Consider the following 16,268-nt stretch of genomic DNA (forward strand, 5'->3'; position numbering starts at 1 on the left):
ATACTAAGGTCGCAAAAAGCAAAGTAAAAATAGGAAACTGGCGAAGTCTTCGATGAAGACAAGACAGTTTATCTTTTTTACACAGCTTTTCGGCCGGGTTCAATTACTCAAGATACAAATCATTAGAAAGGATTGATGCTAAAGCATCTAAGCCTTTCACGCTAATCGCTATCATGTGATTAGCTAAATGCTTTACTAACTCTCTCGTCAAATAACATCGATTTGACTCGTTCGTGTCGCTCAAACTAAATACTGAAAATAACAAATTATGAAAAAATTTCTGTCATAAAATTGAGAATCGACAAAGCCTTTAACACTTTTATACCCTCATCTTTGTATCAAGTACGTACAGAGTCTATTTTATCATATTTTTCTTAAAAAGTGCGGGCTTTTCTATTAAAAAGGAACCATTCCCCTCACCTGAGAAGAATGGTTTGCTTTTTGTTATCCTAAAGACTGATGGTTAAACAAGGCATGGGTTGCTTGGTGGATGTATTTTGCTGTTTCAGCATTGTTCATGGTGTAGAGATGCACACCTGCGACATCCTGGGTTACCAAGTCCACGATCTGATCCACGGCATAGGCAAGTCCTGCTGCTCTGAGCGACTCAGGGTCATGCTCATACTTGTCTAAGATGGCCTTAAATTTGCGTGGAAGATGGATATTCTCACACGTTTTCAATAGACGAAGCGCTTGGTTACGGTTAAGAATGGGCATGATCCCCGCATGAATGGGAACATCAATCCCTGCCAAGGTACACTTATCTTGGAAATCGTAGAAGCGCTCATTGTCAAAGAAAAGTTGCGTTACGAGACTGGAACAACCTGCATCCACTTTCTTCTTGAGATTTTGAATATCCGAGATTTGGTTTGGAGAGTCAGGGTGTCCCTCTGGATAACAAGCACCAACAATATCAAAGTGAGGAGCTTGTTCCTTGATGAACTCGATCAAATCCGTTGCGTAGCGGAAATCCTTTTGCGGTTCCACATCAGGGATAATATCCCCACGCAAGGCCAAGATTTTCTGTACCCCAACCTTGTCCAAGTCTGCAATGGTTTCAGCAACTTTGTCCTTGGTCAGATAGATGGCTGGCAAGTGGGCAATGGTTGGAATCGCCAAGTCATTCTGGATAAAGTCAGCCAAACGAACCGTTGTTTCCTTGATATTAAATTTATTATTGCTGGCAGTCACACTGATAAAGTGCGGTGTCAGCTCCCGCATATCCTGCAAGGCTGAAATAATTTTATCATTACCCACAGCTGGGTTTGGAGGGAACACTTCAAATGAAAGTGACGGAGTTTGGCGTGACATAGTCATTATCCTTTTCTTTTTGATTTCATGATTGCTGAGCCAGCTAGGGCCAAGCAGTTCCTTGATCAGTCAGGGTCAAGAGAGAAATCTTATCTTACAATTTCTCACGCGCAGCTTTTGCTGCTTCGACAAGGCGGATCAAGCTTTCTTTTGTTTCTGGAATACCACGTGTTTTCAAACCACAGTCAGGGTTGATCCAAACTTTCTTGCTTGGAACTTTGGCAAGAATAGCATCAATCGTGTGGTCAATTTCGCCTTCATTAGGCACACGAGGTGAGTGGATATCGTAAACCCCAGGTCCCACTTCTGTTTGGAAGTTTTTCGCTTTGAGTTCGTCCAAGATTTCAAGGTTTGAACGGCTTGCTTCAAAGGAAATAACGTCCGCATCCATGTTGTCGATGGCTGGGATGATATCTGTAAATTCTGAGTAACACATGTGAGTGTGGATTTGAGTATCTGGCGCAACTGTAGAGTGTACCAAGCGGAAGGCTGGAATAGCCCAGTCAAGGTAGTCTTCATACCAGTCGCTACGACGAAGTGGCAATTTCTCACGAAGAGCAGCCTCGTCGATTTGGATGATTTTCACACCAGCAGCTTCAAGGTCAAGAACTTCATCCTTGATAGCAAGGGCGATTTGGAGAGTTGAGTCCTTAATAGAGATGTCTTCACGTGGGAATGACCAGTTAAGGATGGTAACCGGTCCAGTCAACATACCTTTAACAGGTTTGTCAGTACGGCTTTGTGCGTAGCTAGACCATTTGACAGTGATTGGGTTAAGACGAGTCACGTCACCCCAGATGATTGGTGGTTTCACCCCACGCATACCGTATGATTGTACCCAACCATTCTTAGAGAAGAGGTAACCGGACAAGTTTTGACCGAAGTACTCAACCATGTCGTTACGCTCGAACTCACCGTGTACAAGCACGTCAAATCCAACTTCTTCTTGCCATTTGATCCATTCGTCGATAGTTTCAGCAAGGAAAGCGTCGTATTCTTCTTGTGACAATTCACCCTTACGGTAAGCCAAACGTTTAGCACGGACTTCCTTAGTTTGAGGGAATGAACCGATGGTTGTTGTTGGAAGGGCTGGAAGTTTAAAGGCTTCTTCTTGGATAGCTTCACGTTCTGCAAAGGCTGGCAAACGAGTGTAGTCAGCGTCTGTCAATCCAGCGATGCGCGCACGAAGTTCTGCATTTTCACCCACACGCTCAGTCGCAAAGAGTTCTTTATTGGCTGCAAGAGCTTGTTCACCTTGACCATTGCGGATAGCATCCAAATCACGAATTTCATCCAATTTTTCAACTGCAAAAGCAAAGTGGTTCAAGATAGCTGGTTCAAATTCTTCGTTAGCCGTTGTAAATGGCACATGAAGAAGTGAGCATGAGCTTGTCAAGACAATGTTTTCAGCTGGGATTTGTTCAAGAACAGCCAAGCTCTTTTCGTAGTTGTTACGCCAGATGTTTTTACCATTGACAATCCCTGCATAGAGAGTCTTGTCCGCTGGGAAACCACCTTTCACAAGTTCAAGAGTTTTCTTACCTTCAACGAAGTCAAGACCGATCGCATCTACTGGCAAGTTCACAAGATCAGAGTAGACGTCACGAACGTCACCGAAGTAAGTTTGAAGCAAGACTTCAAGACCTTTTTTGTCAGCCAAAAGCTTGTTGTAGAGGTTCAAGAAGAGAGCTTTTTCTTCAGCTGTCAAATCTTTGACAAGAGCCGCTTCGTCGAGTTGGATGCGAGTTGCACCAAGCTCCGCCAATTTAGCAAAAACTTCTTGGTATGCAGCCACTAAGCTATCTACAAAGTCTTCTGCTTTCACGCCTTCTTCAAAGTCAGACAATTGAAGGAAAGTGAATGGACCGACGAGAACAGGACGAGTGTTCAATCCAAGTTCTTTTGCTTCTTGGAACTCATCAAAGATCTTGTGACCAGCCAATTTAACTTGAGTGTCTTTTTCAAATTTAGGCACGATATAGTGGTAGTTGGTGTTGAACCATTTCTTCATCGGAAGGGCACGAACGTCCCCTTTTTCTCCTTGGTAACCACGACCCAAAGCAAAGTAGCGCTCAAGGTCAGACAAGTCCAAGTTTTGAACGGATGCAGGTACCACGTTGAAAAGGAAAGCTGCATCCAGGAAGTTGTCATAGTGAGAAAAGTCGTTTGATGGGATTTCAGTGATGCCTTTTTCTTTGACGATGTTCCAGTGTTTTGCGCGCAATTCTTTTGCTGCCGCCAAGAGTTCTTCTTCTGAGATTTCTTTTCTAAAATATTTTTCAGTTGTAAATTTTAATTCGCGGAATTCACCCAAACGAGGGAAACCGATGATCGTAGTTGACATGATGTGTCCTCCAAAATTTGTTGTTGAAACTATCTTAACAGAAAAGAAACTGTCTGTATAATTGTAAATAATTAGGCTTTGATATAGTTTGAAACTATATCACTTTTTTGAACAAAAGAGAAAGACTTGAGACCAGTGTTTCAAGTCCTTTGTATTGCTTGTTTTGTGGCTGTATTTTAGTTGGAATGCTCAAACGAGCTATAGATTATTCTCATAAGTGACTATGGCTTGTTATTAGAAAAGACTATAGGTTGGTTTTCTTTTCTAATTCTGATATTTCCCTGAAAAAGTGCGGACGGGAGGTAAAATTATCCAGTGGATGATTTTAGCCAACCAAGTAATCTCATCTCTATCAACTTTTTTCCTGTTCAAGTGGGACGACTGCTAGTGTCTTTCCTAAACTGGCTAAGACTTTCAAGACCGTATCCAACTGAGGACTAGTCTTTCCTGTTTCCATCCTAGCTATGACAGGCTGGCTTACTCCACTGAGTTCCTCTAGCTTTTTCTGACTGATACCTTGCTCATGTCTAGCCTCAATCAACTCACTCATAATAGCCACTCGCATATCACTTTCAAGAATTTCTTCCTTGGTAAAGAGTTCTAACCGAACATCCTTCCAATTACTCCCGATAGCACTATTCTTCATTACTTAGCCCTCTTTCTTTTATGTCCTTCAATTCACTCTTGGCTTTTTTAAAATTATAACTTAAAAGTTATTATAAGTAAATCCAATTACTTACAAAAAGTAGACCTTAGAATCATTCTAAAGATCTACTTTTAATTATTCGAAAAAAAACGAAAAGAGTTATAATCTGGAGCTAATCTTTGCTATTACTCCAGCTCGATCCCCTTCTCTCGGAGATTAGCCAGACACTCCTCATAGTATTCTGCATCATGCTCACTATAGATAGGATTGCCCAACCTTTCCTCAGGCAAGTCTTCATAGGGAGGGCAAATTTTGCCACGGTAGTTCTTGTCCAGCCACTCTGGACTGACATTGTAGCCACGGATTGCCATCTCCTCCATGATCAAGCGATGATAGGCATAGAGATGATAGGGCGAGTGAGTAAAGACATAGTCCACCGTCGCATGCTTTCTCCCCCAGCCATTGCCACGCAATGCGCAACACTCTCGATGTTGCCCCAAAAGTTGCGGACGGGGAAGTTGTGAAATCAAATCCTCATGCCAAAGTCTCATGGGAGTCTCCTTTCAGTAAAGTCGAATGTTGCAAGTAGGTATTCGGATAGCGATCCAGCAACTCTCGAGTCTTAGCAATCAAGTCTTCCTTGGAAACCTGACCAAAGCGGTAGCGATCCAGTAAGAGCATATAGTCCTTACACTCGGCATCTGTCGCTTTCTTTTTGAAATAGCCCCAAATATGCTGAAAGGCATTGCAAACCTGACCCCTGTGTTCTGGGATTTGACAGGCACGATCAATCATCTCTTGAACCTGACTCAGCTCCACCTGTTCATTCTTCAAGTATTGGCGAATCTCATTGTAAATATTGCTGGAATGACTCAAAACGAGGTATTTGTTTCTAGCCCAGAGTTGTTGGCACTGAGATTTTTGATTAGTTTGTTCCATGTTTCTCCTTGCTTTCTATCCGTTTCCAGGAAATATGGAAACAATGTTGTATCTAAAAAATGAGCGAATTAATAACTTCACATAACTGACTGCATGAATCTTTTTTCTTCTTCTAAAATTTCTTGACACTTAGGAAACAAAGTAATAATTCTCTTTTAGTTCTCGGAAACGGTCAAAACCTAGAATACCCTCATTTTGTAATCTGCCTAAAACAACGCTCGGATGAATATCGATTTCCTCCGCAAAACGTATGATATCCGTCTTATCAAAGTTTTCTTTTTTGACAAAAGCTTGATAATCTTCTGGTCTAATCAAGAAATCTTTTGCAAACTGGTCTGCCTGTTTCTCAGAACGAAGATAGGACTCACTGTTTCCTTCATCAGATGAAAAATCATTCTCCAGAATGTGCCCAATCTCATGAAATAGTGAGAACCAGAAAATGTCTGACGCTTTGTTTCGATCCGTCAGTAAAAGCAAGGCACTGCCATTACTGAACTTTTTAGTCGCTCCATTCAAATTGGCATTTGGCAAAGCAGGTAAACCAACTAGAACAACACCACAGTCTAGCAAGATATCATACAAGCGTTGAGGAAAAACTTCTGGATCTTGTCTCGTCAACTTTCTCAAGGCAGGCAGGCTTCTCTCTAGCTTTCTACGATTGAGCTTGGTAGTCGTTTTATCACGCGCTTTTTTAGATGCCAACTCCAGCATGATATTAGAGTTTACTATACTTTTAGTTGTAAACTCACGTGTATTACGATAGCTGACCAGATGGTTAAAAGATGTAAGGTTTTCTAGACTTGCCACACCTAGAATCTTGCGAAGCTCGATAATCTTTTCCTTCAAGCTATAGCGTTTGTCTGGCACGTAGCCTTCTTCCTTAAAATACTTGAAATCTATCATCTCACAGATTTCTTTCTCGCTACCTTCTTCTAGCTCTTTTTGTTCTACAATCTCTGCAACTTTTACATCATAAGCATTTTGAAGATTGAGCCAGGTTTGCATAGAAACTCCACTTAGCTTGGCTAACTTATGAGCTGTTTCCTTACTAATGGACTCCTCCGCATTGACAAGCTTACTGACAGTCTTTGCAGAAACTCCCAAACGCTCCGCAAATTCTTTCTGCGTCACATTATAATCTTCAATCAACTCCTCAACATACTGACCTGGATGAAAAGCAATCAGGTCTTTGTATTCAACAATTTTATTACTCATAGTGATTGCTGACCTCCTCTATTTTTAGAATTTCGATTTCTACAGGACTAGGAAATACCTTCTCCATATCCTCCTCCCGAAATTCTACAATCAACCGATAGGAACTCTTTCGACCATCTATATCCAAAGCAAACTGTCCCTGTCGCTTTCCCTTGAGTTGGTGAAAGTGATACTTAGGAAAAGCCGTCACACTAGCCAAAGAATCCGCCGCTTCCAAAAAGTTGATCAACTGATGCAACTTTACAGCAACCTTATCCGAAAAATCCTTTTTCGCTCTCCTCAGCTCTGTGCACTGCTTTTTAACAGTTTTATTAGTATAGATAAGCTTCATATATCCCTTTCCGTTAAATTAAATTACCTTTTAGGTAATTTAATTATATCATCTTTAGACAATAAAAACCAGCTAAAAGTTGATTTGGCTGGGATTTCGAATCTGATAGATGTATCTAACTGTTTCTCCATCACCCTTTAAAGTTTTTCAAAAACTCTTTGAGTTCGGCATCGGCTTCTGGTGTGGTTCCGTGGAGTTGGTTCAGCATTTCAAGTAGGGAAGCTGTTTGGCTTTCGATTGCTTTATTTGTCTGGTTAATCTTGCTGACGATATCTGTCAGTGGCTCGACTTCTTCTTCCTCAAAGGTATCTACATAGCGAGGGATATTGAGGTTATAGTCATTTTCAACGATTTCTTCATAACTTGCTAAATGGGCAAACTTATCAATCTCCTCACGAGACTTGTAGGCTTCCAGAATCTTCTCGATATGAGCATCTGTCATGATATTCTGGTTTTTGCCCTTATCGAACTCCTTAGACGCATCGATAAAGTAGACATCACGATTGGTGCGGTTCTTTTTGAGAATGATAACCGTCGTTGGAATGCTGGTGTTAAAGAAGATATTGGCAGGTAGACCGATAACCGTGTCAATAGCTCCTTCTTCTAACAAGGCCTTACGAATGGTTCCCTCCGCATTTCCACGGAAAAGAACACCATGGGGAAGGACGATAGCCATGACCCCATTATCCTGCTTGAGGTGGTAATATCCATGCAAGAGAAAGGCAAAGTCAGCCTTGGACTGGGGCGCCAGTTTCCCAAAAGGAGAGAAACGAGGGTCAGCCATAAAGCCAGAGCTTGCTGACCACTTGGCAGAGTATGGAGGGTTCATGAGAACACCGTCAAAGTTAGTTGGCTCTTGAGTCGGCCAGTCTTCATCCAGTGTATCGGCATTGTGGAGAAATTGATTCTCAACTGGAACCCCGTGGAGGATCATGTTCATCCGAGCTAGGTTATAGGTCGAGGTATTGAGCTCCTGACCAAAGTAGACCACTGTCTGCGGGTTATGAGAGTATTTCTTGGCATTGAGCAAGAGAGAGCCAGAGCCCATGGTCGCATCATAGATGGTAAAACCTTGCTGGTCCTCACGACCTAAAAAGGCAATCTGAGTCATAAGCTTAGCAACAGGCTGAGGCGTGTAGAACTCACCAACCTTTTTCCCAGAGTCTGTTGCAAACTGTCCAATCAGATACTCATAGGCATCCCCAAGCATATCACCAGCATGACCAGCCACATCTAGCACAGCCAACTCTTTCATGACTGCCGCCACTGTTTGGTTTTGCTTTTGTGGAGTTGCCCCTAGCTTTTTGGAATAGAGATCAATATCCTCAAAGAGATTTTCATAGAGGTCGTCACTCTGCTCGATATCTCGAAAACCCTGAGCCAAATCTTCCAGCTGGAAAGTCCCCTCATTAACACGCGCTACCAGAGCCGTAAAGGTCAAGTCGGGCTTGATACTATAGTTGAGTTCGTCCTTCATGACTGCAAGAAGATCCTCGTGAGTGTCCACATCTTCATAGTAGTTACGATAGACTTCAAGGGCAGCCTCAAGACTATCTGTCCCCTCCTCCATGGTCTCCGCCACGAAAAAGAGCATCTTATCTGATAGATACTTATAAAAGACCATACCCAAAAGATAGGACTTGTAGTCATTAGCATCCATCTTAGAGCGGAGAACATCCGCTGAGTTCCACAGAGCTTGGTAGAGCGACTGGGACGTTTGTGTTGTTTCCATAATGTTTCTTTCTAAGTTTTGCAATTTATTTTTAAACAAGCTTTCATTTATAACAAATCACTTCTTTTTCAATCGTTCGAATCAAATCTAAAGGAATAGAGGAGACTGGATGTTGATAAACGATATTTTTTCGAGGGTTATAAAATCCAAGATTTTCGATAGACAGGAAGTCAGGATCATAGGAATGTAGCCCCATGATGTAGTATACAAGGACTTGTAGCGTATGGTCTTTATTTGGAGCTGTTTTAGTCACCTTAAAATCCCACAGTGTATCCTTGGTAAGAAAATCTCCATCACCCTTGTCAATCGTATCTGTATAACCTCCATGAAAATGAAAGCCATCCTTTACCAAAGGACCATAGAGGTCGAAAAAGCAAAGACTTCGTTCTACCATGATACGAATATTTTCTATCGTTTCTGCATCCACCGAAATTTCCTCAAAAGGCTTATAATACTTAACCCCCGCACGAATGACGACATCAAAGGATGCTAGACGACAAGCGCTTTCTATCGATAAATCGTCTAATCCTGTCACCAAATCGAGTAGTGCTTCTGCTAGGTCTCCCATGCCAACCTTATGAGCTCCTCTAAGAGAAATTCTAAAAGCATCACGGGCTTCTGCACCTTTCATAAAGCGAGTCAAGTAGTCCACACAAATCCCCACTAAACTAGGAGATACAGACTCTACAGGATGCAGAACTCTGTGGTCTTCGAACTGCTCTACTGAAAATAACTTGATGGGCAGATAACCACCTCGAGGTTGGTTAATTTCTTTTATACGCTGCGTTACAGATACCATGGTAACTCCTTTTAGCTTTTAATCTTCGAATTTGAATCCTTCTTCTTCAAGTTCGTTTAATCTATCCTTATTACTTCCTTTTAAGAAAATAATATCTTCTTCGTCAGCATAAGTGTTAAAATCTTTTACAAAAATATAATCTTTATTTTTAGAATCATACCCAAGTTTATTCTTATCTTTATTACTTATAAATCCAAATTCTAGCCAAAAACGGAGGTATTCTTCTGTACTTAGTTTTTTTATAGCTTCCCAGATAGTATCGCTCCAATCAAAAAATTGAAGTACTTTATCTAGTTCATACAAGTGCATCATTATTATTATATATTTCCACCTGTATGACGAGAATTCTTTATTGTAAGGACTTAATCCTATATCAAGACCTACCATATCTTGATACCTAAAAATTTTATGTTTGAAAATAAAATAGAATATCTCGCTTACATCTGTTTTACCTAAAACACTCTCTAAAAATAAATAAGTATTTTCAACTAATTCTGTATTAACATCTTGAGTCCCTATCCTATACTCAGGAATTTCAGTCTTAACCTTCTTCTGTAAAATAAGATTTACTAACAAGTTATCTTCACTGTGAGTAGATAATTTTAAAGCATTTGAAAACAATAAATCTTGTTGTTGATTAGTTAGTTTTTCGTATTCTCCATTGATAAAATCTAGGAAATCATTCTGTGAAAGTGAAATTTCATTAGAAAGTTGTTGCTCATCATTAATAATCTGAATCAATTCTTCAGTGAGTCTATTTGATGGTACTTCATTTATAAGGTATGCTTCCCTATTTGAAAAACAACAACTAGGATATGAATTATTTTTTTCAAATAAAATATTATGAAGTTCTTTTAATATTAACTGTTTATTCGGATCTAATTTAATAGATCCTTTATCTATCTTTAGACTTTCATAAAATTTTGGATAATATAGAAAAAGATATATAACAACAAGTTGTTGCTCAATTTGAACATATTTCTCTTTATTACGTCCAATCAATTCCAGGTTAACATAATCGTTAAAACGTTCTCTGTCTCGTAAATTTCTTTCATCTATTATGAACACCCTCTTGAATCCATCAGAAAGCTTTATCTCAAATCTCTTTTCTAGTTGTTCAAAATAATCTCCCCATATTTTTGTAGGATGGAGAACAAATGGAAGCTCAATACGTCGATCTATAATTTTTGAAAGATAATTACTCTCATTTCGATGGATTATATCGATATCTCCAACGAAAATAATCGGAAGTTTTCCATTGAGTAAACTAAACAGTTTATAACTAGCTTCCTGCTGTTCTTCAGTCATTCTATCAAAATCATCAACGACTAAGACTTTCTTCCTACATGAATGAAAATTAAAAGTCAACAACCGACTATAAATTCCGTCTGATTTTATTTTCAAAAACTGATGGATTGCGACTATTAAAGCAACTACTCCTGCACTCAATATAACCCAAGCAGGTACAAAAACACTTAGACCCAAATCAACTACATTAGTCATTAGGATTGATAATGCAATGCATAGGATTACAATTAATCTTAGTCCCCAATATACACATGGATGTAGTTTTGCAAAAACTGTCTCTAGAGTTGATCGACTGTCATTTAATCTCCAAAAATCAATGGTTACTAGTTTAATTTGTTTGATATCATCAACTTCATTAAGAAAAGTAGACTTACCTGATCCCCAAGTACCATTAAGAAAATACGTCTTATTCTCGTTTAATAAATTTACAAAATTTTGCGCCGCAGTTGAGGTATCAATTTTATCTAGTTCTATAAAATTATTCTCCACCATAACTCACCTAAATATTCTCATCTTCAATTATGATTCAAATTTTTGTTGAATATTTTCAACTTTGTCTCTAATTAACTCATCAGTATTGCTACCAAGTTGTTCAATAAGATACTGGTAAAACTTTTTAATATCTGGATCATTTAAAATATGCCATACCTGTGTATTTACTAGTGCAATTTCTAAGAGATCTTCCAATTCTTCATATTTCCAACTAGTATATTTTGATAACTTCTCAACTATAGCATGAGTATTTTTGAAACTACCACTACTTTCTAATGAGTTGATTAAATCTAATTTCTCTTGCTCTTCTTTTGGTTTAGCTTGTTCAATAGCTTCTTTTTGATTGTTGTACTTTTTCTCATACAGTTTTTCATTGTATACAGTTTTATCAATAATCAATTTTACTAGTTCGTCAAGTTCACTACCCTCTGAATAGTCTGCAGGAGCAAAGTAAGAAATACGATTATCTCTCATCATTTTATAGACTTTATTCTTTGCTTTTAGTTCATCTTTTTCATCTGGATTGAAAACTCCGACAGAATACCCACCTTGAGAATTTACCAATTTCATACAAGGAATATCTGTATCGCTGTCACCCAGATAAATCATATTTCGGAATGGAACTCTGATTTCGTCAGGTGCAAAAGAATCATTAACCGCTTCATCATTAACATCGAGGACACCTTTTGAGATACGAAAAAGAAACTGTGTCTTATTAGTATAATTCACTACTTGAGCAGGCCAGACAGCAACTCCATCATCATCAAAATAGAAAGAAGTTGCGTACAGTTCTTTAAACTCTTTTGCAATTGAAGTTCCTTCTATCATCTCTTTTAAACCTGAAGATATAATATAATGCTCGACAATGATCCCTTTATCATCCCCGTAGTCTCTTATGCGTTTAAACCAATCCTCTACTCCAGGAAAAAGTGCAACCTGAGATCCATACTCAGCTAACTTCTCTTTTGTAAAAACAATCTGACCACGTGCTTTTTTCTTCATTGTATACATATAAGCAAGGTTCTTATCCATATTATTTGCCGTGGCACGACCATTTGACTCCTTCCAGAAATCACCAATCATATCGCTACCTTCTGGTTGTACTGTTTGGATATATCCTTGAGCCTGCATATCATCTGGAGAAAGTGTCTTATCAAAATCATAGCAAAGTGCAATAACAGGTCTATCTGTTTTCTTTTCACGGTTAAAAGTTGTATCTGGCATAGTTAGCCCCCCTTCAGTTAAATAAAACGTTAGATAAACATTTCCTGCAATAGTTTCTTTTTCAGAGTCTCAAGCTGAGAAATCTTTTCTTGATGAGCAGCGATGAGGTTATCTAGGTTAGAGAAATAGGCACCGATGGCTTGTTGTTCTTTAAGTGTTGGTACTGCAAGCTTATAAGTAATAAAGTTTTTATAGTACAACCGAACGCGTGTACCGCCCAATTTTTGCATAGTTGAAAATCTTAAAAATAACCTAGAGTTATTCAAATGATAAAGTAGAAAATCGATATCAGAGCTATCATTACTAATAAATACTGGATATTCTTTAGAAACCAGAACATCAGTTTCAAAATTATTCTTATTAAACTTAAAAATAGAATCATCTGACATATGACGATAAGTGACATAGCCCATTGGAACTCTATGAAAATCAAGTGTCAAATCTATTCCAGTCCTCCCTCCTTCAAAATAATCATTCTGTAAATAAAGACCTTTTCTAGAAGAAGTTGCAATTGGAAAACCTGATGCACCTGATATTATCTCATCATAATTTTCTATCAATGTTCCTAAGTTAACCACTTCCCACTCACCTTCAAATCCATCTAAACGAATCTCAGGAACGGTCTGTCCAGTTTTTGGAAATATCTTGGAGAGCATGGTTGCCTTGAGAGATTGGTAGTTGGTGAGATTGTCCTTGTAACTCGCTAGAAGGTCGTCGAGAGTTCGGAAAAAGGAGCCGATGGAGGTTTGTTCGTCGTAGGATGTCATGCCAATCTTCCACTCTCCATATTCTTTCCCATTAACCCCAGGTTGACCTGACCGTTGAGAAGTGATTTCAATAAATCGCTTATACTTATCGGTAAGCGTCTGTTGAAAAACAAAATTTCCATCATATGAATCATGTAATCTTGCTCTAATTAAGAATCCAGCATAATAAACTTTGCCATCTGTTTTTCTGTATAAATAGGTTTTGCCAACGCTTGCACCAGTACGTGCGAATAGAAGATCATTTTTCTGTAATTTATAGTTTTCATAACCTCCCGCGGTAAAATTTATATCAGGAGAACTAAGTTTTTCAGTTATAAATAATCTAGAGGCATCGTCTATATCTGTAATTCTAAGATATTTATGATTACCATCAAAGTCCTTCGCAGGAGCATTTATTCCATATTCGATAGAATTTGATATTTCGTCAAGTGTTTTATAGTTCCACTTGTCATTAAAATTCATAAATCTAATTTTGGGAATTTTAAAATTATTCATTAGAATTTTCCATTCTATATTCATTTGCATACTTAATTACTAAATAGTGATTATCTAATTTTGCCTTCTCTATAATATATTCTTTATAATCACCATTTGAAATAATTTTATCTATATTTTTTACAATAACTAGCTTGATATCGGAGCTAAAACAATCCATCATATTTGATAGTTGATTTAATATAATCTGATTAACAATTTTATATTTAGTTAGTTTAATCAATAAATCTGTTGCGTTCATCTTAATATTTCTAGAATAATGTTTGGTCATGTTTAAACAAAAATAAGTACAAAACATAATAAACTCATTATTCGGAGAAAACTTATTAAATTCGAAAATTGTTTGTAGAAATGACACTAGCCTCTTAATTTCAGATATATTTTCATCAGATAGTTTGAGTATATCGTTAATAACAAGATTATAGTTACCATCACAAATACTTTTCATTACATTCAGTTGAATAGATAAAATAATTGGATTTTCGTCAATTAAATCACTATGTACTAGTAATGTATTTGTATTTGATTGAAATACATCAGTTAGTTTTTCCCAATTATAGTCATGAGTTTGAGAAAAATAAATTTGAAATAAAAGGTTAAATGAAGAATATTTATCGCTTAATATTTGATTATCTGAAATAATAGTCTGCTTACAAACATCAATAAGTCTATTAAAAATCTCTTCAGATAATTTTACATTATCTATCTTAATAATATTAAATATTGTTTGGAAATTATTTACTCCATAAAATGTAAAGATCCCATCCTTACCTTGTGTTTCGTTATAAGTAATTATATCATCAATAAAATCGCCAATATATTTTTCAGGAGAAGCATCATGTCCTAATTCAAATTTTACTTTTTCTTCTAATGCGGAATTACTTTCTCTAATATAATTTAATAATTCAGTATTATCAATGCTAGAATTCTTTAGAAATCGAATAACAGCATCTCCATAATTCCCATATATATTTTCCTTATCACCATTTTTAAAATAATCAACAACTTTTTCCTGAATCTTATCAGGTAGACAACTATAGTCAATGAGAGAGAGTAAAGAAAAAGAACTATCATAAAAACGAAGCATTTTTTTTTCAAAGATTGTATCTAGAATAACAATAATATCCAAATAGTTAGATCTATTTACTATTTTCTTTAAGGCCTCAAAAATTGGCTTTTCTAAATTCAACTCACTATTATCTTGATTCAACCATTTTATAACTTCACCTTTAAATTCAATAAGATTTGAATTTAATTTAAATTCATCAAAGTAATCAGAAAAATATCGCAGTAAATAACATAAGGAGCGTAACCGATTATTTTGAAATTCGATATTACGGATCATTTTCAGAACGAATTCAATCTCTTCTGGTCCAATAATTTCTATTATTGATTCAGATTTTAGTATATAACTTGCTAATTCTTTATCTGAGGTTGTTATAGCTAGACCAAATAATTCTATCTTAAACTCATAATCATCATTCATTCCTACAAGTGTTCTTAATAATACTTTCATCAAAATTTTTGCATGTTGTATATGAGTAATAGAGGCATAACCCAATGATAATATAAATGATTCCGATATCCATTGAAATAGTCCAATATTACATAGATTATAACTCTTTACAGATTCTGAATATAAAATATCTGCTTGAAATTTGTCTATTTGCTCAAAAAACATTTTCTCTCTTCTATCTAACAATGGAAAGTAAAGAGGCTCTTTTGATTTATTTATATATTCCTGACCAGTATTTGAAATTGGCCATCTATTTTCATAATTCCCTTTCTCATTTTGAACATTTCTTAAATCTATTGCTATATTGTTAACTATCCATTTTGGAATGTTTACATCGTCAGTTGATTTCACTAAACTATCAGATAGAATGGATATTGCACCATTTAGATCACCCCTAAAATATAGTTTTAAAGCATTGAATCTTTGAGTTAGGATTTCTTTTAATTCCTTTTCGTTTTTTGAAACAAAATACTCCTCTAGAATATCAAAATTAATTTCTGAGAATTTATGTTTATTAAAAACAAATTGGAAAAACTTTATTATCTCCTGCTCAATGTTTGATAATTTATTTTCATCTTGTGATAAGTTCAACTGAAACACTCTGAAAAGATATTCACATAACACTTTTGATTCTTTTGAAATATCAAGAATTGTTGAAGAATACTTATCTGTATTGATATCAGAAATTTTGTAATCAACAGTATCACTATTTCTATAACGATAATAATAAACAATATCTCCAGCAATTGATTCAATTACTGTTTCTGGAATCTGATCAAACACAGGTATTTCTGAATATTTTACTTTGGCAGAAAGATCTTCCTGTAATTGAGTCTTTTCACTAGAATTTTCAGTACAAAAGAAATATAAACATTTTTTATTATGCTTCTTTGCAGTGTCAATTTCCTTTAAAACCGAAGGACTGATTCCATCTTCATTATCAATGATAATTAAGCATACGTCACAAGACTTTACATGATTTACATAAAATTCCTCCGATTTAACACTGCGACTCCCCTCTTCTTCATAACAAATTGAATTCATTAAAGGCGAATCATTAATGAGTTTAGAGAGTCTTTTACGCATCTCTCTATACTTCCCATCGCATTTAGAACTAATAAAAACTATAATCGGATCTTTTACCTTATT

At 36.7% G+C, this 16,268-nt stretch carries 13 protein-coding genes; all 13 read right to left on the minus strand.

Going from position 1 to position 16,268, the window contains the following annotated elements; translation table 11 throughout:
- Window positions 1–444: 444 nt before the first annotated feature.
- Window positions 445–1,311, minus strand: a complete 867-nt coding sequence (gene metF, locus HMPREF1115_RS10820; RefSeq protein WP_002882688.1) for a methylenetetrahydrofolate reductase [NAD(P)H] — start codon at window positions 1,309–1,311, stop codon at window positions 445–447.
- Window positions 1,312–1,405: 94 nt separating this feature from the next.
- Window positions 1,406–3,655 carry a 5-methyltetrahydropteroyltriglutamate--homocysteine S-methyltransferase gene (metE, locus tag HMPREF1115_RS10825; protein ID WP_000108243.1) on the minus strand — a complete coding sequence of 750 codons (2,250 nt, stop codon included), beginning with the start codon at window positions 3,653–3,655 and terminating at the stop codon, window positions 1,406–1,408.
- A 352-nt stretch (window positions 3,656–4,007) separates the two neighbouring features.
- Entirely contained in the window at window positions 4,008–4,301 is a 294-nt protein-coding gene (locus tag HMPREF1115_RS10830) for a helix-turn-helix domain-containing protein (protein ID WP_000797742.1), read from the minus strand.
- 185 nt (window positions 4,302–4,486) lie between these two features.
- On the minus strand, window positions 4,487–4,852 hold the full coding sequence (locus HMPREF1115_RS0102300) for a TIGR02328 family protein (protein ID WP_001241810.1): 366 nt from the start codon (window positions 4,850–4,852) through the stop codon (window positions 4,487–4,489).
- Window positions 4,836–5,240: a YbgA family protein gene (locus tag HMPREF1115_RS10835; RefSeq protein ID WP_000438479.1), complete on the minus strand. Its 405-nt coding sequence runs from the start codon at window positions 5,238–5,240 to the stop codon at window positions 4,836–4,838. Before HMPREF1115_RS10835 ends, HMPREF1115_RS0102300 begins: the two co-directional genes overlap by 17 nt.
- Before the next feature lie 129 nt (window positions 5,241–5,369).
- Window positions 5,370–6,455 carry a HigA family addiction module antitoxin gene (locus tag HMPREF1115_RS10840; protein ID WP_000066249.1) on the minus strand — a complete coding sequence of 362 codons (1,086 nt, stop codon included), beginning with the start codon at window positions 6,453–6,455 and terminating at the stop codon, window positions 5,370–5,372.
- Window positions 6,448–6,786, minus strand: a complete 339-nt coding sequence (locus HMPREF1115_RS10845) for a type II toxin-antitoxin system RelE/ParE family toxin (protein ID WP_000767875.1) — start codon at window positions 6,784–6,786, stop codon at window positions 6,448–6,450. Before HMPREF1115_RS10845 ends, HMPREF1115_RS10840 begins: the two co-directional genes overlap by 8 nt.
- A 130-nt stretch (window positions 6,787–6,916) precedes the next feature.
- Complete coding sequence (locus tag HMPREF1115_RS10850) at window positions 6,917–8,518, minus strand: type I restriction-modification system subunit M (protein ID WP_000450452.1); 1,602 nt, start codon at window positions 8,516–8,518, stop codon at window positions 6,917–6,919.
- Between the two features lie 43 nt (window positions 8,519–8,561).
- Window positions 8,562–9,317, minus strand: coding sequence for a hypothetical protein (locus HMPREF1115_RS10855; protein ID WP_000255410.1), 756 nt, complete (start codon window positions 9,315–9,317; stop codon window positions 8,562–8,564).
- A gap of 18 nt (window positions 9,318–9,335) precedes the next feature.
- Window positions 9,336–11,117, minus strand: a complete 1,782-nt coding sequence (locus HMPREF1115_RS10860) for a P-loop NTPase fold protein (protein WP_000230070.1) — start codon at window positions 11,115–11,117, stop codon at window positions 9,336–9,338.
- A gap of 27 nt (window positions 11,118–11,144) precedes the next feature.
- Entirely contained in the window at window positions 11,145–12,341 is a 1,197-nt protein-coding gene (locus HMPREF1115_RS10865; RefSeq protein ID WP_001113488.1) for an HAD family hydrolase, read from the minus strand.
- Between the two features lie 29 nt (window positions 12,342–12,370).
- On the minus strand, window positions 12,371–13,603 hold the full coding sequence (locus HMPREF1115_RS10870) for a restriction endonuclease subunit S (protein WP_002882684.1): 1,233 nt from the start codon (window positions 13,601–13,603) through the stop codon (window positions 12,371–12,373).
- A complete protein-coding gene (locus tag HMPREF1115_RS10875; RefSeq protein ID WP_232610112.1) occupies window positions 13,596–16,205 on the minus strand; it encodes a DUF4062 domain-containing protein in 2,610 nt (869 codons plus the stop codon). The genes HMPREF1115_RS10870 and HMPREF1115_RS10875 overlap by 8 nt, the downstream gene beginning before the upstream one ends.
- Window positions 16,206–16,268 lie beyond the last annotated feature (63 nt).

Source organism: Streptococcus oralis SK610, from assembly GCF_000257455.1.
GTDB classification, from domain to species: Bacteria; Bacillota; Bacilli; order Lactobacillales; family Streptococcaceae; genus Streptococcus; species Streptococcus oralis_CB.